Source organism: Saccharopolyspora sp. NPDC002578, from assembly GCF_053592695.1.
This window is the reverse complement of record NZ_JBSFWJ010000016.1, coordinates 1-19,711: the sequence shown is the minus strand read 5'-3', so window position 1 is coordinate 19,711 and position 19,711 is coordinate 1. Positions and strand designations below refer to the sequence as shown.

Annotated in this window: 20 protein-coding genes; 2 read left to right on the top strand and 18 right to left on the bottom strand. The window is 68.8% G+C overall.

Annotation, left to right across the window (positions count from 1 at the left end):
• Positions 1-28 precede the first annotated feature (28 nt).
• From ACWD38_RS10635 to ACWD38_RS10555, 17 genes are all read right to left on the bottom strand, one after another.
• Positions 29-946, bottom strand: coding sequence for an N-6 DNA methylase (locus tag ACWD38_RS10635; RefSeq protein WP_450123922.1), 918 nt, complete (start codon positions 944-946; stop codon positions 29-31).
• Between the two features lie 655 nt (positions 947-1,601).
• Positions 1,602-2,099, bottom strand: coding sequence for a hypothetical protein (locus tag ACWD38_RS10630; RefSeq protein WP_450123921.1), 498 nt, complete (start codon positions 2,097-2,099; stop codon positions 1,602-1,604).
• A 103-nt stretch (positions 2,100-2,202) separates the two neighbouring features.
• Positions 2,203-2,805 carry a hypothetical protein gene (locus ACWD38_RS10625; protein ID WP_450123920.1) on the bottom strand — a complete coding sequence of 201 codons (603 nt, stop codon included), beginning with the start codon at positions 2,803-2,805 and terminating at the stop codon, positions 2,203-2,205.
• A gap of 1,174 nt (positions 2,806-3,979) precedes the next feature.
• Positions 3,980-6,934 carry a LysM peptidoglycan-binding domain-containing protein gene (locus ACWD38_RS10620; protein ID WP_450123919.1) on the bottom strand — a complete coding sequence of 985 codons (2,955 nt, stop codon included), beginning with the start codon at positions 6,932-6,934 and terminating at the stop codon, positions 3,980-3,982.
• Entirely contained in the window at positions 6,931-7,311 is a 381-nt protein-coding gene (locus ACWD38_RS10615) for a hypothetical protein (RefSeq protein ID WP_258348995.1), read from the bottom strand. Before ACWD38_RS10615 ends, ACWD38_RS10620 begins: the two co-directional genes overlap by 4 nt.
• Positions 7,312-7,343: 32 nt before the next feature.
• On the bottom strand, positions 7,344-7,781 hold the full coding sequence (locus tag ACWD38_RS10610; protein ID WP_450123918.1) for a TadE/TadG family type IV pilus assembly protein: 438 nt from the start codon (positions 7,779-7,781) through the stop codon (positions 7,344-7,346).
• Positions 7,778-8,185 carry a TadE/TadG family type IV pilus assembly protein gene (locus ACWD38_RS10605; protein WP_450123917.1) on the bottom strand — a complete coding sequence of 136 codons (408 nt, stop codon included), beginning with the start codon at positions 8,183-8,185 and terminating at the stop codon, positions 7,778-7,780. The genes ACWD38_RS10610 and ACWD38_RS10605 overlap by 4 nt, the downstream gene beginning before the upstream one ends.
• Positions 8,186-8,200: 15 nt before the next feature.
• Complete coding sequence (locus tag ACWD38_RS10600; protein ID WP_450123916.1) at positions 8,201-8,452, bottom strand: hypothetical protein; 252 nt, start codon at positions 8,450-8,452, stop codon at positions 8,201-8,203.
• A gap of 16 nt (positions 8,453-8,468) precedes the next feature.
• Positions 8,469-9,335: a type II secretion system F family protein gene (locus ACWD38_RS10595; RefSeq protein ID WP_450123915.1), complete on the bottom strand. Its 867-nt coding sequence runs from the start codon at positions 9,333-9,335 to the stop codon at positions 8,469-8,471.
• Positions 9,332-9,991: a type II secretion system F family protein gene (locus tag ACWD38_RS10590; protein WP_450123914.1), complete on the bottom strand. Its 660-nt coding sequence runs from the start codon at positions 9,989-9,991 to the stop codon at positions 9,332-9,334. Before ACWD38_RS10590 ends, ACWD38_RS10595 begins: the two co-directional genes overlap by 4 nt.
• Positions 9,992-10,167: 176 nt before the next feature.
• A complete protein-coding gene (locus tag ACWD38_RS10585) occupies positions 10,168-11,502 on the bottom strand; it encodes a CpaF family protein (protein ID WP_450123913.1) in 1,335 nt (444 codons plus the stop codon).
• Positions 11,499-12,302, bottom strand: coding sequence for a hypothetical protein (locus ACWD38_RS10580; RefSeq protein WP_450123912.1), 804 nt, complete (start codon positions 12,300-12,302; stop codon positions 11,499-11,501). The genes ACWD38_RS10585 and ACWD38_RS10580 overlap by 4 nt, the downstream gene beginning before the upstream one ends.
• Before the next feature lie 34 nt (positions 12,303-12,336).
• Positions 12,337-12,900 (bottom strand): SAF domain-containing protein, encoded by a 564-nt coding sequence (locus tag ACWD38_RS10575; RefSeq protein WP_450123911.1) that lies wholly within the window; start codon positions 12,898-12,900, stop codon positions 12,337-12,339.
• 170 nt (positions 12,901-13,070) lie between these two features.
• The gene (locus tag ACWD38_RS10570; protein WP_450123910.1) at positions 13,071-13,916 is read right to left on the bottom strand and encodes a hypothetical protein; all 846 of its coding nucleotides are present in this window, start codon (positions 13,914-13,916) and stop codon (positions 13,071-13,073) included.
• Entirely contained in the window at positions 13,916-14,428 is a 513-nt protein-coding gene (locus ACWD38_RS10565; protein WP_450123909.1) for a hypothetical protein, read from the bottom strand. Before ACWD38_RS10565 ends, ACWD38_RS10570 begins: the two co-directional genes overlap by 1 nt.
• A complete protein-coding gene (locus ACWD38_RS10560) occupies positions 14,407-14,988 on the bottom strand; it encodes a hypothetical protein (RefSeq protein WP_450123908.1) in 582 nt (193 codons plus the stop codon). The genes ACWD38_RS10565 and ACWD38_RS10560 overlap by 22 nt, the downstream gene beginning before the upstream one ends.
• A 27-nt stretch (positions 14,989-15,015) precedes the next feature.
• A complete protein-coding gene (locus tag ACWD38_RS10555; RefSeq protein WP_450123907.1) occupies positions 15,016-15,699 on the bottom strand; it encodes a GGDEF domain-containing protein in 684 nt (227 codons plus the stop codon).
• Positions 15,700-15,980: 281 nt separating this feature from the next.
• Between ACWD38_RS10555 and ACWD38_RS10550 the strand changes: the two genes are divergently transcribed.
• Both ACWD38_RS10550 and ACWD38_RS10545 read left to right on the top strand, forming a co-directional pair.
• Positions 15,981-16,394: an ankyrin repeat domain-containing protein gene (locus ACWD38_RS10550; protein ID WP_450123906.1), complete on the top strand. Its 414-nt coding sequence runs from the start codon at positions 15,981-15,983 to the stop codon at positions 16,392-16,394.
• A gap of 153 nt (positions 16,395-16,547) precedes the next feature.
• Positions 16,548-18,767, top strand: a complete 2,220-nt coding sequence (locus ACWD38_RS10545; RefSeq protein WP_450123905.1) for an NB-ARC domain-containing protein — start codon at positions 16,548-16,550, stop codon at positions 18,765-18,767.
• Positions 18,768-19,069: 302 nt separating this feature from the next.
• On the opposite strand, the gene ACWD38_RS10540 is transcribed toward ACWD38_RS10545, so the two are convergent.
• Positions 19,070-19,711, bottom strand: a 642-nt coding sequence (locus ACWD38_RS10540; RefSeq protein ID WP_450123904.1) for an NUDIX domain-containing protein, incomplete at its 5' end; no start/stop codon positions are given.

The window sequence follows — 19,711 nt, the reverse complement described above, 5'->3', positions numbered from 1 at the left end:
CGGCACCAGGCCACGCGCACGCCCGACGTTAGGTCGTGGTGTCTTCGTCGGCTGTATTGTGCTCGCCGGCCAGTTCGGTGAGCTTCTGAACACGGCGAACAGCGTTGATCATGAGCTTGTCGCGTCGGACGGCGTCGGTCAAGCTCAGGACCTCAGTGCGCTGCGCTTCGGCCCGGCGCTCCCAATCAGCCTCCGCCAGAGGGTCGGTCACGCACAACAACACCCGGGGGCCAAGACCCCACAGGTGGCTATTGACCGCGCACGCGGCGATCGCGAGTTCGTCGATGTCGGCGCCGTACCAATTCACCGCGGCCGGGTCCTGGCCCCGTTCGCGCATGCTCTCCGCCGCGGCACGGAAAAGACCGCCGGTGCCCACTGCTGGATCTAGGAAACGGGTTCCTTCCTCGATCGGTCTCGATCCGGTCATCAGCATCCGGCTCATGACATCCGCTACGGGAGCCGGGGTGTAGATCTGCGCGTTAGCTCCTCTCGCTGAGTCGGATTTGAGCGCGGTGAGCACGACACCGAGTAGATCGGTGTCATAGCGCCGGTTGGTGCCGGAGAGCTCAAGCTGTCCTTCGGACAGCGCTGCGTCGGCGACGTGCTTAGCCGCGCGCTGCAGGCTGGCTGCCGGTTCGTCGAACATCCACGCCATGAGTGGGTAGACGAGGTGAACCAAGTCGGGACGGACGTTGATGAAAACGGTGTAGAGATCCCGCATCGTAGCGGTGAACTCTGCTGGTCCTTGAGAGCGGAACTGGCTGGCCAGGTCATCGCCGCCCGGGTCACGTTGCCCGACTAGGGACAGTGCCGCCACGATGGACAGGGCCACCTCTCGGCGGCCGGTGTGGTTACTGGTGTTCCATGCCTTGTCGACAGCGTGAGCGATCGCAACGGCGTGTTGAGCGGGGTCGCGGCGATTGTCGCGCTGGCTGGCTCGTCCCATGGCTTCGCCCTCCAAGTGAGTGAGACACCAGCGATTCTCAGAATCATCGATGGTGCTGTGTTAGTGAATCTTTCTTACGCGTTTTAAACGTCGATGAGTGGCAAAAAAGAGACTTCTGCTGTCCGTGTGTGTGAGTGCCTTGAGTGCAGAAGCGAAATTGCCAGCATTGACAAATCGACACGGGAAACGAAAAGCGGACGCCCGTTCGCCGCTGGTCGTGTGCGGGGGAACCGTCGACAGGTAGTGCGACGGTCGGCGGACCCACCCGCGAAGGGTGTTCGCACGGTCCGCCGACCTGTCACAAGCCCTCTGAAAGGGCAGGCCATCCCCGAAGGGAGGCGTCGACCAGGGTAACGCACGACATCGGCGGAGTACCCGCCTTCGCTGGGACGCTCAGCGCAGGCGCCGTGATGAAAAACCACTGGGAATGCTGCTAGCGCCAAGGCGGCCCGGCGGTGTCGTAGTCGGCGGCCGTGGCGGGCTCGGCAAGCTGAGCCGTGTCCACCGCGGTCATGTCCGAATCCCCAGGAAGGCAAGGGCGAACTGTTCCGGCCGCGGTTGCGTCTGCCGTAGCGGGCAACCTATCCCGGGCAAGCCGTGCAGGGCGAGGGAAGCAGGGCAGGGCGCCCGGACATGTCGCGGGCGCCCCGGCCGGTCAGCCGACCCAATAAGTACCGGCATGGTCGGTGGTCAGCGCTGCGTGCGGCATCGGTTCGCCCGGGTACGGGGTGTGCATGACCAGCCGTCCGGCGTTGGTTGGCGCGTCGTCAGGCACGCGGCGCACGCTGAAGGCAAACGCGCCGCGCGGATCGCCAGCATTGATCGTGACCGTGATCGAGTCCTCATTAGGGTCGGTATGGATTGCTGCCCCGTGGGACCACGCCAGAGGCACCCGTTGCGGGCGGTGTGGCCCTTCGCCGGAGCCCGGTGCAGACTCCATGTCGTCGGTCTCAGAGGCCTCCTCATACGGGTTGTAGGCATTGCACCGGAGCGATCCGCATTCGTCGGCGTAGCCGTCCGGTTCCTCGGACAGAGCTTGGCCGCACGCCTGGCACCGCCAGGCGGTGTCCTCGGCGTTCTCGAACGTGATCACTGAAGAGTCGTCGTCGTATTCGGTGGAGAGCATGTCACCGTTGGCGGACAGCACGAACACAGCACACCTCGCACAGAAGAAGATCTAACAGGCCAAGGGGGAATGCGCGGCCGGCCGCTGCGCTTAGCTCTAGGAGAAGGCGCGCAGCCGACCGCGCGACGCGTCAGAACCGGCAGTCGAAGTGCACGGCCTTCCGGCAGGCAGGGCACGCGACGTAGGCGCGGGACGGGTCGCCGAAAGGAACCCGGATCAAGTCGGGGACGCGGTACGTGTCCACTGCCACGCTGTTCCAGGCGTGAAGGTGCACGGTGTCATTCGTGCCCCATTCGTGCCCGTTGGCGCAAACCCCCTCGGCATCCGAGTAGTCCGCCCAACCCGCCATGTCGTCGACGGTGGAGCGGTACACGGTCGGCGGCTCGTAGCGACCTTGCCTGTCGCTCACGGTAATCATCAAATCGCCGAATCCAGCCGAGGACAGCACCACGAATCCGATGTCTTCGATCAAATGATCAGAGAAGTTGAACAACGTGTGGTGCCAAAGTTCACCGTCGCCATGCAGGCCGGCCGGAAGTTCCCCCGTGCGAGCCTCAATCCACGCGGTGATCACCTCATCGTGCGGATAGTCTTTCTCGTTGTCTTCCATCCACCGGCGCAAGTCGTCGGTGAGATCGTCCGCGTAGTCGCCGCGATCGTTGATCCACTCTTGCGTGTCCACGGAAAGCCATCCGTCACCGTGCGACCACGCTTCAACAGACACAGAGGTCATGGTAGTCCCTTCGGGGCTTGTGACTGCGGGGCAATCGGGGTGCGAATCCCTGCCCGCAAGCTGTTCTGACTGGAACCTGCTTGCCTGTTCCATTTTGATGGAGTAACCGTAACGCCGGCGCTGCGATGGTCGCAACACGTGCGGCGAAATTCGATGGATGAATTTCAAGGCGTGTGGAAAACTTGTTTGAATTAAAGTTATGCAGGCGCTGCGCTTGACTGCGAAGGGGGGGCTTGGAGTTCGAGGGCGACAGTGGGGTACTAGCAAGGTAGATAATTGAGTGGCCTAGTGGCGACGAAGGAAAAGGTGCATGGGTTCGCTGTTAGCGCTTCATTTGATGTATCGCACTTTATTTCCTTCCAGTCGTCAGCAAGTTCCCGTGGGGTACCGAGGCTGGGTGGTTTCAGGAAGGGTCAGTGGTGCTCTGACATGCGACATCGTCGCGCGAGGGTGCTTCCTGCTTAATGGGTAGATCGGTGAGTGCGTGACTGGGCACATGAGTAGGTAGCTGAGTAGGCCCTGTGTCGGTCCGGGCGGCCGGAGGGCGAGTCCCCTCCGGCCGGCCGCCGCGCTCCCCGTCCCGCCCCATGCGCGAAGGCTGGTCCCGTTGACTCGGCTGAAGCCAGGTTCTCGGCCGTCAACGGCGTATTCGCGGTCGCCGATGGAATAGAGGGTCACTCGGGAGGGTTGTGGACGATGGCGCGGGAGTACCCGTATCAGATCCGCTACTTCTCAAAGATACCGGAGTAAGCGTGTGGATCCAAGGGTGGGGTGGGGCCGCCGCGCCGTGAATGCCACCTAGATCCACGGAAAGTGATCACTTCGGCTGGTCGTTTGTATCGGGCCTGAAGAGGGGCCGCTGGTTGTAGCCGTAGGCGGGGTCGTTGGCACGGTGTTCGACTATGAGTTCGTTCTCGCGCCGGGTCAGTTCGCTGCTCGTCGCGGCCTCAGCCTGCCAGAGGATCTGTTTGCGGATGGTGAAGTCCTGGAGGTCGGCACGGTCGAAGTCCTGGTCGAGGAGTTTTTTCGACGGGCTTCCGAAGTAGGTCAGCCGACTGTCGGCCCGGTCTTGTCCAATTTAGATCTTCCCGTTGGGGTAAGTGATTTTGTAGATGACCTTCATGTGGGGAGAGTAAAGGGGCACACCGACAGGCCGACGGCCAGCTCACTCGGGCTAGCCGACTGCTCGGTCGTGTCGCACTTGCAGGGAGCGGGCAAGAATGAGGGTGCCTGGGTCGGGGCGTTCTCCGATGTCGGCCAGTGTGGTCGTGAGCAGGTGGAGGGTGCGGCTGATGGCGTCGGTGCGGCCGAGTTCGGCCTGCACCCTGATGATGTCGCGGTAGATGGCCTCGTTCTCCGGGTTGAGCAATCGGGCGTGTTCGAGCAGTTGGAGCTGGCGCTGCGGGTCGTGGCCTCGGTAGTGGGCGGCCATGCCGGCGAGGGCGTCGAGGGCGGTGCGGTGGGCTGCTTCGCGGGGGCCGTCGAGCCAGAGCGCGGACATGCCGTCGGCGAGTTCTCCGCGGTAGGTCTCGGCGATGTGGGTTTGGGTGGCGAAGCGCTGTTGATCGGTGTTCGCGCGGTGTTGGTCGTGTTCGGCTTGGGTGAGTTGCCAGTAGTCCACCGTGACCAGTCGCGGGTTGAGGGTGATGTGTTCGTCGCGTTGGAGGATGAGGTGGGAGGTGTGGTCGTCGGTGGTGTCGGCGAGTGCTGTGCGGATTTGGGAGAGGGCGGCGTAGAAGGCGTTGTAGGGGCGGCGTCCGCGTGCATCGGGCCAGAGCGCTTCGCGTGCGGTCGCTCGGGACGTTCCGCGAGGGTGCAGTGCCAGGAACACCAGCAGCGCCTTGTGCTTGGGAGCCAGCACCGAGGTGAGGTCCCGGTCGGCGCCGTCGGGCGTGTGCCAGGTGAGGGTGGGCGGGCCGAGCACCGCCAGGGTTATGGGACGTTCCGCAAGCCCGCGATCGCCTGCGGTGGGTGGGACCGGCGCGGTGCCGACAGGCCGATCGTCTCTGTCGTGTTCGAGGTCGTGTGGGGCCTCGCCGGTGACTGGCAGTGGCGGTTCCGGCAGCCCAAGCTCCTGATTCTCCTGTAGTGACGCGCCGTTGCCGCCGTGTTCGTGGTCGGCGTCGAGGTCCTCGGTGTGGTGCTGCGAATCCGGGGGTTCCGCGCCGAGCTCTCGTGCGTGGTGTGCGGTGTCGTCGAGACCATCCGGCTCGGGACTGTCGGCTGCGGAAGGGGGGTGGGAGTCGGCCGGCGGGCTGTCGATGGTGTCGGTGAGCAGGTCGAGGAGGTCGCGGGTGTCGGTGGAGTTGAGGTGGAACAGCTGTGTGCCGCGGAGTTCGGCGATGGCGGGGCTGGCGGTGGTGACCGTTCCGTCGGCGCGGACACGTGCTGTGGCGGCGGGCCAGTCACCGATCAGGATGCCCGCGGTCGCAGGGACGGAATCGAGTGCTGCGTGCAGGCATTGGTGGGGCCGGTCGATGCTGGCCACCAGAACGGTCGCCAACACGGTGTCCTGGTGATCAGTGCCAGGATTGCCGCGGTTGGCGAGTTCGGTGATGGCCTCCGGCAGATCCCCGGCGAGGTGAAGTCGAGGGGCCTCGGAAGGCGGCTCTCCCAGCAGGGCGCAGGCGTCGTGGTCGGGAATGACCACGGAAGCGTTCGTGGTGGCCAAGAGGTGTACCAGCAACGAGCGAGCAGTGGCTTCCGCGCCTGCTCCGGTGAGGCCGAGTCCGCCGAGGGCGGCGAGATCGATCGCGTGGGCGCGTCCGTCGCGGGTTCCGATCTCGACGGCTGCTGTGGTTCCCGCGTCACCTGCAGTAGTGGGGTGCAATCCGGAATGTTCCGCGGTGGCGGGCAGCACCACGGTGGTGTCGGTGGCGCCCTCGTGGTCCGGGGGGTGAGTGCGGTCGTAGGCCAGGCGCAGGGTGTGGACCGCCGGCCCGTGGCTGGGTGGTGGAGTGCGTTCTCCGCTGCCGGGTGTGTAGAGGTGCCGCCGACGCCGCCGGCGCAGGAACATTGCGGCAGCGACTGCCGCTGCGAGCGTTGCGGAGACCACCCCGCCGCTGGTGAGTGAGACGAAGTCGGCGGACATCGTAGTCGAGCTGTCGGACTCGGAAGACGAGGTCGGTGCCTGCTGCGGGGACGGCGAACGAAGGGCTGAGTCGCTTGTCTGCGCTGGTGGTGTCGGGAGTTCGGTGGGCGGGAGGGCGAGCTGCCATCCGGGCATGAGGGTGTGGGGGTAGCGCAAGGTGCGGTTGGAAGGTTGGGTGCGCCCCTGGTTGAGGTCGAAGATTTCCTGCCAGCGTTCGGGGTCGCCGAGGTGGTGTTGGGCGAGGCTGGTGAGGGTGTCGCCGTTGCCGACGGTGATCCAACGGACGTCTTCCAGAAGGGGCGGGGGTTCGGTACCGACGGCATCGTCGGGCATTCGGAGCGATTGCCCGGCAAGGAGGTATTGGGGTTCGGGTGCGAGGTGGGGATTGAGCTCGATGATCTCGGGCCATCGGCTGCCGTCGCCGAGGTGGAGCTGGGCGAGGAGCCAGAGGCTGTCGCCGCGGTGGACGAACACGGTGGGGCCGGAGACGGACGGGCCGTGGGCGTGGTGCCCGTCCGTCTCCGGTGCGGCCGACGGCACTTCGGGGGTGTGCGGTGGGCCGCTGGGGTGGCGCGCGCTGGCCGCCACCGGGTTCGACGGGAGCGTGGAAGCCACGCTCGGGGCTGCGGTACCGAGTAGGACGGTGCCGGTGATCAGTGCGGTGATCCAGCCGCGCAGGCCGCCGTGGCCGTTTTCCTGGAGTCGGCGGGTGCCGTAGCGCAGCAGGCGGTAGAGGTCTTCGACGGTCCAGCAGATCATCGTGATCCATGAGGCCCAGAGCACCAGCAGGCATCCGGCGGTGATGAGTCCGGTGAAGCCGAGGGTGAGGCGGATGTCGTGGTAGCTGCCCACGACCCAGTCGTGGAGGTGGGCGGGTTCGAACTCGCCGAGGTGTCCGGAGTGCAGCGGCGGCCAGGTCAGGTCGGGCCAGCCGACCCATTGGGTGCCGAGCACGAGCAGCGTGGGCATCGCGGTCAGCAGGACCAGCAGTCCGAGCACGACGGAAAGCCGTCGCAGGAGTGCCTGTACGCGGATCATGGTGCGAGTCCGGGATCGGTGGTGCCGACACCGAGCTGAGCCTCCGCGTGCCCGGTGACGTGGTGGGTGGGGCCGAACAGTCCGATGACGGCGGGTTCGGCGTGGGTGACGGTGACGCGCACGGTGCGCGCGGCGTCGAGCTGGATCTCGCCGTGGTGGCCGCTGGCGGCGAGCGCATCCTGCGCGGCCGAGCGTGCAGTCGCGGTGTCGAGGGTGATCTGCGGCGAGCGGGTGTCCACGGCGGTGAGGGCGGCGCGGGCGGCTTCGGCCGCGGCGTCGTCGGCGCGGGCCAGGGCGCGCATGCGGTCGGCGCCGTCGATGACGAGGGCGAGCAGGAGCAGCAGCGCGGGCAGCAGGACCGCGACGAGCACGCTCACCGAACCCTCATCCCGGGCGTCCTTGTGGCGGTTCATGCGCGGCCCCGGAACGGATCGAGCGGGCTGGTGAACTCGGAGTGCAGCGGGACGGCGCCGGGCAGGCCGGGCAGGGCGAGGTCCGCCAGCGGCACGGTGCAGGAGGTGCGTACCGACACGGTGCCGGGCTGGCCGACCGGGGCGGTGAAGCCTGCGGTGTCGATGTCGAGGATCTGCTGGGTGCAGTGCAGCCCGTGCTGGCCGAGGGTGTCGCGGGCGGTGGTGGTTGCTGCGGCGTGCGCCGTGGTGCCGGTGCGGGCCAGCGAGGCGGCGCGGGCTGCGGCGGTGGTGGCGGTGTCGAGGGCGGCGTGGGCGCCCACGATCCGTCCGCCCGCGATCACCACGGCTAACACCACCAGCACGATCGGGGTGAGCACGGCGAGCTCGACGCTCGCCGAACCCTCATCCGGGAGTGTGTTCCATGGGCGCTTCATGATCTGCCTCCTGGCGTCGTGAACCTCTCCCGCTCGGCCGTCGCCGTGCGGGTGACGCGGAACTCGAGGCCCGGGATGGGCAGAACGCGCGGCGCGGTCGCCGACACCCGCACCGTCACCGCCTCCGCTCCGGCGTCCACGCTCGTGGTGGGGTCGGTGGCCGCGTTCGGCGCGCGGGTGAGGAAGTCGGCGGCAGCGCGCTCTCCGGAGCCGGGGACGGAGTTGTAGGTGCGGGCGGCGTGCAGGCCGGTGGTGGCGGCGTGCTGGCAGAGGCTGTGGGTGTGCCACCACAACGCGGCCTGCACGACCGAGACCACCAGCACCAGCGCCAGCCCGACCAGCACGGCGGTCTCGACGGTTTCCGAGCCGCGATCCGAACACGTGTGTCTTGTGTGGACAGTCATGTGGGGATCCTTCGGCTAGTGGATTTGGCCTTGGTACTTGTTGACCACGGCGGTGATCGCGGCGCCGAGCCCGACCGCGACGGCCAGGCCGATCGCGGTCAGCACCGCTTTCTCGGTGGTTTCGGAACCTTCGTCGTCGATCCGGATGCGGCGGGTGCGGGTGGTGAGGTGGTCGAGGGCGGTGGTGGTGGCGAGCACGAGCGTCAGTGCCCAGTACTGGGCGACGTCGAGGCTGCGGTGCAGTGCGAGGCGGGTGGTGGTGTGCATGAGCGGTTCCTTCCGATCAGGTGGTGAGGAGCTGGGCGACGGTCGGGTAGAGCACGAGGCCGAGGAACGCCAGCATCAGCAGCGAGGTCGGCAGGGTGAGGCGCTCGCTGCGGGAGTGGGCGTCGGCGGTGTCGGTGGCGAGCGCGGCGTGGCGCAGGGAGGCGGCTTTGGTGTGCAGGCTGGTGGCGATGGCCGCGCCGTCGGCGGCGGTGTCGGCCAGGTCGGCAACTTCGGCGAGCTCCGGGAGCCGAAGTCGGTCGCCGAGGTCGCGCAGTGCGTCCCAGGGGGTGTGGCCGAGCCGGTGTGCTTGCGTGACGGTGGCCCGGATGCGCAGGAACAACGGGTGTTCGGTGAGCTCCGCGGCCTCGCGCAGCGCGGGTGTGGCGGCGCGGCCGGCGTTGCGTTCTTGGGCGACGAGGTCGAGGTAGACCGCGAGTACACGGCGGTAGTCCTCGCGGCGCTGTGCGGCGGCGTCGCGGAGCTGGAAGTAGGGGAGCATGCCGAGCCCGGCCCCTCCCACGACACCGAGAATCACGGCGAGCGTGGGCGGCACAACGGTGATGCTTCCGAGTAGCCCGATCCCGGCTCCGATCGCGGTGCCGAGTGCCGCGCCGCGCACGCGCTGGGCCAGGTACTGCTGCGGCGTTCGTTCCAGCAGGTCGAGGTCGGCGGTGGGGAGCCCGAGCCAGGGATGCCGGGCTCGGGCCGCCCGGCTCGCGAGGCGGTCGGTGAACAGGCGGGGGTTGCTAGTTCCGGCGGTGCGGGTGGTGATCTGGTGGAGTGCGGCGTCCAGGCGTAGCGGTGCCGTGGGCAGTATCGCGGCGAATGCCAGGACCAGTCCGGTGCCGAGGGTGAGTCCGAGTAGCAGGGCGAGCGGCATCATCGGGCCTCCCCGGTGGTGAGGTAGCGGCGTGGTGGGGGTGGGGTGGTGAGCCGGTGCATCCACATCAGCGCGCCCGCCCCGAAGACCGAGATCCCTGCAAGCACGAGCTGGCCGGTTCCGGTGGAGAACGGTGCGAGGTAGTGCCCGGCGAACAACAGCAGTCCGGCGAGCATGACCAGGGTGATGCCGACTAGGGATCGCACCGTGGCGCGGGGTTTGGCCCGGTCGGCTTCGACGTCCCGGCGGGCGGCGACCTCGCGGGCCTGGGCGTCGGCTTGGCGGTGCAGCAGGTCGGCGAGGCCGCGTCCGCCGGTGCGCAGCCGCAGCAGCAGGGCGAGCACGATCGCGTCGGCGGCCGGGTCGGCGAGCTCATCGGCGAACTCGCGCAGCGCGGCTTCCATGCCGTGCGTGCGGGCCCGTTGTGCGAGCCGTTGCACCGGTTCCACCAGCGGCTCCGGTGCGGTGGCTGCGGAGCGGGTGATCGCCTGGGCGAGTCCTCCAGCTCCGGAGGCGAGCAGGTCGGCGACCCGCCGAGTCCAGGTCACCAGCGCGTCGGCGCGCTCGATGCCGTGCCGGGTGCGGCTGGGGGAGAGCAGGTGGGGCAGGCCGAGCACGCCTGCGGCGGCCGCGATGCCGCCGACCGGCCACCCGGTCACCCACCAAGCCCCTGAACCGAGTCCGGCCGCGACGAGGGCGAGCTGGAGCCACCGCGCCGACCACCATCCCGGGAATGGGCGGTGCTGTAGTGGGATACCGCCGCGTCCATAGAGGACGATCAGGATGGCGAGGGCGGTAGCGAGTCCGCACGCTCCGCCGGTGAGAACGATGCCGTTCATCGGCGATCACCTGCGAAGACCGGTGGTGCGAACACGTCGGGGTCGAGCCCTGCGGCGTGCAGGCGGGAGAGTAGGCGCGGGCTGGGCGGGCCGACCGGGATGGCGTGGTGCTGACCGGGCGGGGTGGCGAACAGCGGGGTGAGGTCTGGGCCGTCACCGTCCCCGATCGGGCCGACTTCGACGATCTCGTCGATGGTGCGGTGGCGGCCGTGGGGGGTGTCGTGGCGAGTGACGTGGACGATGAGGTCGAGCGCGGAGGCGGTCCAGCGGTGCGCGGCGGTGATCGGCAGCGGCGGGTCCGCGAGCTGGCCGAGCGCGGCGATCCGGTCCGGGACCGCGGCGGCGCTGGTGGCGTGCAGGGTGCCCAACCCCCCGGCCGCCCCGTTGCCCAAGGCTCGCAGGAGCGCGGTGATCTCCCCAGCACGGACCTCGCCGACGATCACCCGCGACGGCGAATGCCGCAGCGCCTGCTTGAGCAGGTCGTCGAGGGTGATCTCGCCGGCGCCCTCGGCCCCGGCGGTGCGGGCCTCCCACGCGGTGACCAGAGGATGCCGCCGCTGGTCGAGGTGCACACCGAGCTCGTAATCGTCTTCCACGGTGATCACGTGCTCGACCGGGGAGATCTGCTGGCACAACGCCCGCAGCAACGTCGTCTTGCCGGTGTAGGGGCCGCCGCTGACGAGGATGTTGAGCCCGGTGGCGACCGCCGCGGCCAAAAACTCGTGGAGGCGATCGTCGAGGGTGCCGTTCGCGTGGAGATCATCGAGGGTGGCGTGGGCGAGCCGATGCCGCCGGATCGCCACCCGCGGCCGATCACACACCTCCCGCACCGCCGCCACGCGCGCCCCGAGCGGACCGCCGAAGGGGATGCGCATGTTCGCGATCGGGTGGGCCGGGGAGAACTCCCGGCTCGTGCGCCCGAGGCGCGCGAACATCTCGCCCAGCAGATCCAGCAGTGCGTCGTCGGAGTCGGCGACCGGGTACGGCCACCGCTTCGTCGTGCCGTCGGCGCACTCCACGAGAACCTGGTCGTGGCCGTGGACGTGGATGTTCTCCACCGTGTCGCGGTCCAGCAGCGGGGCGAGGCCGCCGAGCCCGGCGACCGCACCGCGCACGGCCGTGGCGAGGCGGCGCTCCGCCGGGTGGGACAGCTCGGGCAGACTGCGGCGCGCCCGGTCGGCGACCCAGGCCGCGACCTCCCCGCCGACGACCGCCTCCCAGTCGTGGGCCCCGCCATCGAGACGGGCCGCGACCATCGTGCGCAGGGCTTGGACAGCTTCGGGGACGGGGATCGGGTCCCCGTCGTCGAACCAAGGCAGCAGCGTGTTCATTCGTTGCCCGCTTTCAACAGGTCGAGCGCGGAGTTGGTCTCGAACCGCACCGGACGGTGGGCTTGGTGGTGCAGGGCGCGGGCGTTGCGGCGCGTCGCCTTCCAGAGCCTGCGTTGATCCAGGTGCGGCGGTCCGTGGACGCCATCGGAGAACACCTGGGCCGCGGGGTAGTCCAGCGGCATCGACAGCCCCAGCGGCAGCCCCACCACGGACGCCGCTTCAGCCGCGGTGGAGGAGTCCGCGCCGAGCACCGCCACTTGCGCCCGCGTTCCGACCCGTTCGGCCAGCAGCCGGGCGAGATCGGTGCTGCCCGAGCACGACCGCAGGCTCGGCCGCACCGCCAGCAGCACCCGGTCCGCTTCCGCGAGCAACGGCCACGGAGTCGTCGGTGACCACCGCCCGGCGTCGACGAGCACGTCCGGGCCGGAGCGGGAGAGGTCCCGCAGGGCGCTGGCCAGCCTCGACCAGCCCTCCGAGCCGATCGCGGTGGTCTGCTCGCGGTGCAGCACTCCGGGCAGCACCCGCACGTGCCGGGCGTGCGGCACCTCTTGGGCGTGACCGGCAAGCCCTTCAGCGGGCACGGAACGCATGCGGCGGGTGCTGGCGGCGAAGGTCACCACCCCGTCGGTGGTGATGCGCCCGTCGACCCACCACCGCGACAGCCACCCCGGCACCAGCGACCCCCGCACCGGGTCGGCATCCACCGCCAGCACCGGCCCCGGCCACGCCGTGGACAGCGCCGCGACCGTGGTCGACACCCCCGGAGCACCGAGCGCGCTGATCAAAGCTGTGATCGCCATGAAGACGTTCTCCTTCCACTGCAACAACGTGCGGTTACTGATGGGCGGGTCCGAGGAGGCTGACCTGCGCCCCGCCCACGGCCGCCTCGACCGCGGCGGAGACGGTGGTCTCAGGGATGAGCACGTCGGCGGTGATCGCCCCCTCGGCATCCGGGGGTGAGGTGCGCACCACCCGCGCGAGGAACTCGCGCCCGCTGCTCGGTGTGGTGCTGCTGGCCGTGGTGCCGTCGTCCGGGGCGGGGTGCACGGCGATCGGATCGTTGGGTGCCAGCCCGCCCGCCGGGTACCGCCCGGGATCGAGCCGCAGCCCGAGAACCCGCTGCCCCGGGCCTGGCACCGCCTGTGCGGACACGTCCCGCTGGGACAGGAGATCTCCGGCCCGCAGGTGCGCTGCGGCGACCTGCCCGACGACTCCGGACCGCGCGGCATCGGGAACGGCGAACGCTCCCGCCTCGGCCGGGAGGTCCTTCGCGACGACGTCATCGGCGGTGATCCGCTGGCCCCACGCCACGTCCCGGGCGAGCACGAGCACCGGTGCCCGGTCGGCCAGCTGCGCCACCAGCGCCGCGTTCCCCGCGACCGCCGCGACGATCAGCACCCCAGAGGTGACCCACACCCACCGTCGGCGCCGACCAGGCACCCGCGGCGCCGAATGCCGCTGTCCCGGATCGCGTGTAGAGGCCGGTGGTGTACCGGTTGTGGACATAGTTCTCCCCAATGCAGAAAGGAAAAAGTGCGAAAACGAACTTGAGTAGTGACGCGGATGTATTAGCCGGTGGTGAGTGCTTGCGCCTCGACGACCGCGAGATCCACGCCCGCGCGGGAGGTCATCTCCGGCAGCGCCCCGCTGACCGGCGCGACGCCGTCGAACCCACGCCAGGTGACCTGCCAAGTGATCGCCCACTGCGCCCGCACCTGCTCGCCCGGGGCCCCGGCCGAGGAGCGCTGGTAGACGAGATCGCAATCCGGCGACGGGGCGTGCAGCCCCGCTTCGCGGGCGTACGGAGTGCCCGGTCCCGGACACGACACGAGGCCCTGCCCGTTGCCGGGATCGACACTCAGCCGGGTCGGGGTGGCGGTCACCTCGGCCCACACCGCACCCGACTGCACCCGCCGCGACACCGGCACCCACCGGGCCCGCTCGGTCCAGAACCAGGTGTGCTCACCGACCACCGTCGCCGCACGATTATCCGGCAAGGCCACGTCGGGCGAGTGCGCCGGCGTCGGCAACGGCAGCTGCAACTGCTCGACCGCCTGCCCGGCAAGCGCACCCGGAGACGGCGGTGCCGCAGGATCACCGAAGTCCGGGAAGCGGAACTCCGGGATCGCGGTGAACCACTCCGGAACCCCGTCGCCGCTCGACCAGCTCAACCCCAGCGGCGGACCCGGAACACCCGATCCCACCCCACCGCCCGGGTGCGCCGAACCCGGCCTGCCCGGACGCGATGCGGTGCCGCCGGTCACCGCCCCGAGATCGATCGACGGCGGCCCGAAGAGACCGTCCGCATCACCCGGGCTGACCACGACTCCGCCTTCGGCGACGACCGCAGGAGCCAGCAGGACCGTGCCGTGCAGCGCAGCGACCACCGCGACGGCGAAGCACGCGCCCCGCATCAGCAGCCGCCCTTCGGGTAGTCGATCCGCGTGACCCGCCACGCGCCGTCCGGGCCGCGCTGGAGGCTGCCGGACACCGGGTTGCGTGCCACCCCGACCGTCTTCAGTTCCCCGGAGGAGGTATTGGCCTGTCCCGAGCTGCTGGAGTCCTGGCAATCGGTGACGACCGCGCGATCCGAGTCGAGGCGGACGTCGCTGATCCGCGGATGGACCTCGCCGTAGAGGGTGATGCCCTGCTCACGCTGACGATCGAGGTTGACCAGGATCGTCTCGGCCATCGGCCCGGCCGCCACCTGTTCCAGCTCCGGGCGCCACCGCTCGGCTGGGTGCTGCGACAACCCGCGCGACACCACCCAGAACCGCTCGTAAGCTTCTGCGACCGCAGCCTGCTCGCCGGAGAACCGGGCGTCCGCGTGCGGCGGGGGAGCGATCGGCGGCTCCGAGGCCGCTGGCTGCGGAGCCTGCGCGCACCCCGCCAACCCGACCATGATCACGCCAGCAACGGCAGCCACGCACCGAGCAGCAACCCCGGCCCGGCCGCGATCCGCACTCCCGGCCCCCGCAGCCCGGAAAGCCACACCACCGCCGCGAACACCCCGAGCACCAGGTGCGCCGTGATCACCCCGGCCAGCACCGCGAACCAGCCCGACCACGCCCAATACGGCGTCAACGCCACCAGAAACAGCGTGTCCCCGAACCCGATGTGCCCAGGTAACACCCACTGCACCAGCAACCCCGCCACCAGCACCACCACGCTCGCGGCCATCAGCCGAGGAAGCACCTCCGGCCGGAGGACACCGAAGACCACCGTGCCGCCGAGCAGCAGGATCGCCGTCCACGGATGCGGCAACCGGTGGTGCACCGAGTCGATCAACCCCAACACCACCCCGACCACCGCCAGCCACCACCACGCCGCCAACGCCGGATCCCCGCTGAACCGCGCCTGCACCGTCGCCGACAACAACGCCAAGCTCGTCCCGGCCACCATTGGCATCCACCACCGGGGAAGCCAAGGCAGCAGGCTCACCGCGATCAGCGGCGCAGCTGCCAAGCCCCACAACATCGTGCTCACGAGCGCCACCGTGACCGGCGCGCGCCGTCACCGTGCCGCTCCGATCGCATCGGCGCCCAGTACCCGTGCCCGCGTTCTTGGACTCGGAGCACCGGCGACACGGTGTGGCTTGCGGGCGTAGGAGTCCGCATCCGCCCGGCGCAGCAGGTCCTCGCGCGATGCGTCCGAAGCGAGCTCGCCGGCGTGGACGACACCCACCGAGGCCGACACGAGCACCGAGCACCCGTGCGGCAACGCCACCGGCTCAGCCATCAGCGCGGTGAAGCGCGTCAGGTCTGCGTCGCGGTCGAGGTCACGTGCGAGCACCCCGAACTCGTCCCCGCCGAGACGGCAGACCACCGGGGACCGCACCGCGAAAGCTTCTTCCAGGCGCCGTGCCACTGCGCGAAGGACCGCGTCCCCGCACAGATGCCCGAACCGGTCGTTGACGCGTTTGAACTCGTCGAGGTCCGCCCACACGACCCACGTGCGGTCCCGTTCGCCCGCGAGTCGAGCATCCACAATGGACTCCCAGGCGGCGCGCACCGGTACTTCCGCCACCGTGTCCCAAGCCTGTGCGCTCGCTCGAGCCAGATCGTGCTCCAGCTCTGCGATGTAGCTTTCCCAGAACTGAAGCTGACGCCGCAGTTCGCCGTTCTCCGTTGCCAGAGCACGGCGTTGAGTGCGCAGCAAGGTCCGTGCCACCGTCGTCGCTTGTGCCGGAACACGCATCGATCGACTCCTCTCGCGAGTGGTGTGTCAGAACGGTGAGCAGATCGATCAGAGCGAGATTTCGATTGCTCGTGCCTGGGCGTCCACCGTGGAGGGCTCGAAGCTGATGCTGGTAGTGGTGACCTGGTGACAATCTTGGTCACCTCACGACGGTTCACCCGGGTAGGTGACCCGATCGGGCCATAGGTCTCTGTCGATCTGAGCAGGAATGAGCGAGCGCCATACCCCGCTTCGCCACTTTGTGATCGTGTCTACCTCGAGCGACCTGAAGGAGGCCGTCCGTGACGGATCTGGATCGCATGGGGCGAGACCCACTGCATTACGCGGCAAAGGACAACGACGTGGACACGGTCGAGCAGCGCCTTGCCGGGGGAGTCCCCGTCGACCTCGTCGAGAGCCGCGAAGGTTTCACTCCGCTGATGTTCGCGGTGCAAGGCGGCGCAGTGGAGTCGGCGCGTCGCCTCCTGGACGTCGGCGCGAACGTCCAGGCCACCACTACGGCGGGTGCAGCGAAAACCCCGCTGCACATCGCAGTGACCCGCTGGCGCACCAGCCCGGACGGAGCGATGATCCGCCTGCTTCTGGAACGCGGCGCCGACACCACCGCGACTACCAGCAAGGGCCGCACCCCGAAGCTCACCGCCCAAGGTCAGTTCCAGTTCCCGGAAGAACTCGCGGATCTGCTCGACGCATGAGCCTCGACGGGCTCCGGCAGCGCTACGAGCGCTTCCTCGGCAGAACGCGAGGAAGCGGCAGACGTCACTCCTTCGAGTGTTCCCGACGGGGGCTTTCGGCACTGGCGTGCTACGACGGATCGAGGAGACCTCGTAGCTCAAGTGGGGGTGCCGATGCGGGACGAAGAAGTCGGCGCGCTCGTGCAGCGATGGCGCAAGGAGCGGCGCCTGGGTGTACGCGAGCTGGCGAAGACGATCCAGGTTCACCACACCTTGCTCTCGCGGCTGGAATCCGGGCAGCGTCGTTTGAGCGTGGAGCTGGCCGAGCGCTTGGACCGCGAGCTCACCACGGCCGGCGATCTCGCTGCGGCGGTCGCCGAGGTTCGCACAGGTCAGGCCCACGGCACACCCAACGGCAACGGAAGACCGGTCGTTCCGGCCCAGCTTCCGCCGGTCGAGGACCTCGTCGACCGCGTGAGGCTCATGAAGACGATCACCGGTGAGGGAAGCCGCCCCGCACCCGTGAACTCCTCCTCCCCACGCACAGTGGTCCTGACCGGGCCAGGCGGAGTGGGCAAGACCGCCATCGCAATCGCCGCCGCAGCACGGATGCGCCGCGAATTCGACGGCGTCCTCTGGGCGGATCTGCGCGGGTGGGACTTGAACACCGGTCCCCGTGCTCCGGCAGTGGTGCTGCGGTCGTGGTGCGCGGCCACCACCGGGACTCCGGTGACCGCGCTTCCCGCCGACCTCGACGACCTGGTCGCGCTGTGGCGCAGCGTGCTGCAGGAGAAGCGCTACATCATCGGCGTGGACAACGCCCGATCAGAGCAAATCGCTGCCTTGATCCCGGCCTCGCCCGGTAGCGTGGTGCTGATAACCAGTCGTGATCGAGTCCCTGACGTCCCGGGCCGGGTCGTGTGGCTGTCCGTACCACCGCTGGAGCCCGACGACGCCACCGCACTCATCGCAGCCCGAGCTAGGAAGCCGGCATGCGAAGTAGCCGGCCTCGCTTGCCGCGGAGGCGGCCTTCCGCTGGCACTGCGGTCGCTCGGGGACTACATCGCCGCGCACGACGCCGACGAGGAGATGATCGCCGAGATGTCCGCCGACACCGCTCCGCCCGATGCCGTCCGGCGCAACGCCCGGCTCTCGTACGAACACCTCACCGAAGACCAAGCCCGGGCTTGGCGGCTGTGCGCGATCCTGCCCGAGATCACACCCGAGTCCGCTGCTGCCGCGACCGACACCGACCTCCGGCAGGTGCGGGAACTCCTCAACGGCGTTGCCGATGTGTCCCTGCTGAGCAAGCACGGCCGCAACTGGACCTACCACGAGCTGCACCGGGCCATCGCACTCGAAGAATCCCGCCGCGTCGACCCGCGCGCAGTCCGCGACGGCGCCACCGAACGCAGCCTGCTCTACATGCTGCACGGCTGGGCCAACGCCGCCGTCACGCTCGCGCCCGACCGTGCCATTGGCCCGCCCCTGGACACCCCGCCGCCGTCGGTAGCACCTCCCACCTTCGATTCCTACGAAGCCGCTCTCGACTGGTCCGAAACGCGGTGGGAGTACCTTCCCGCTGCGGTGCGCGCAGCCATCGACAAGGGCTGGAACCGGCTCGCGTGGCAACTCGCTGCTTGCTCGTTCAACTACGTCATCCTGGTCAAGGCCTACGAGCAAGCGCTGCACCTCACCCAGACCGTTCTCGAAGTCACCGAGCGCTCGGACGTGATGGAAGGACAAGCCTGGATGCTGCACATCCAGGGGTGCATCGAAACCGAACGCGGCGATCTCGACGGCGCGGTACGAGTCCTGACTCGCGCGTTGGAAATCCGCCGCCGTCGTGGCGATCTCCGCGACATCGGCTGGACAGCTCAGGCGTTCGTCCGCGCACGCCTGTTCCGCGGGGACCCGCCGAACGAAGTCCTGGTGACCGCCACCGAAGCCGTTGACTCGCTCGATGCCCTTGGTGCGACGTCCGGAGCAGCGAGCGCTCGCTCAGTACGGGGCAACCTCTACCTGGTTACCGGAGACCTGCCCGCCGCTGCTGCCGACCTGACCCGCGCAGTCGAGCAACTTCCCATCGGCGGCGATCCCCTGCTGCACTGCTACGCGTACACCCGCCTGGCGGAGACCCAGCTCAAGCAACACGAACTCGACGAGGCCGAACAGCTCGCCCGACACGCTGTCGAATACGCAGAAGAGCACAGCGCCCGCTTCAGTGAAGTCGATGCCCTCGACATCCTCGGCCGTGTCCTGAACGAACGGTACGACGCCGAGGGGGCCGCCAGTGCGTGGACTCGTGCTCTTCAGATCGCCGACAACATCGGTGCTGTCGAAGCCGACCAAATCCAAGAACGCCTTGATTGCCTCAATGATCAACAAAGGTAGTGCCTTCGTTGGCGCCGGGACTCGCTTCTTTGAAGGCGTTCCAAAGTAGGTTGAGTGGATGACGGGAGCTATATTTTTCACGCTCCTGCCTTCGACTGAATATTCCAGTCATGATCTCCGTAGGTGGGGTGTATCCGGCGCCGAGAGGGAGGGCGCGGAGGTGGTGCCCCCCTGAAGTCATCCCTCGATAGCTGCTCGAGCCACGTTTTCGGTGGTGAGCAGGCAGGCGTTGTTCGACGCGAACTGTCGGGGGACTGTCGGTCGGACATCGGACGCGGGTACAGCTGTCCGAGACAGGTGGTTCACCGAGCGAGTCGGGGCTGGTGTTGCCAGCCGTGGGTTTGTCGGCGGGTGATGCGGACGAGCCGGTTGGCTTCGGCGGGGTGGAGTAGGTGCAGGGCGTCGTTGTTGGAGGCCCACCGGTATTCGGCGACCTCGGCGGGGTCCGGATCGGGAACGGTGGTGCCGACGAGGTGGGCTTCGACGAGGAAGTGGGCTTTGTTCTCGCCGGCCGAGGACTCGCCTTCGGAGCACCCGGCCCACAGCAGCGTCCCCGGGGTGACGGTGAGGCGGAGTTCCTCGTGGACTTCGCGGACCATCGCCTGCGGCGGCGAGTCGGGGCCGCGGGATTCGCAGCGTCCACCGGGGAACGAGAACTTCTCGTCGGTCGGTCCCCGGACGAGGAGGAGCTGCCCCGTGGCGTTGCGAATCAGCCCGGCTGCGCGTACGGGCAGGGTCGGGCGGGGAACGCTGGCGGGAATCCATCGGCGGAGTTCGGTGATGGCTCCGGCCAGGTCGGGCGCGGTGCGGTAGCGGTCGTGGGCGGCGACGCGGGGTCGGTGGGTGTGTTCGGGGTGGACCCAGAGGGCGCGGCATCCTGCGATCAGGGGTGCGTGGACGTCGTCGTGAATTTTGTCGCCGACGTGGATGATCTCGGACATCTC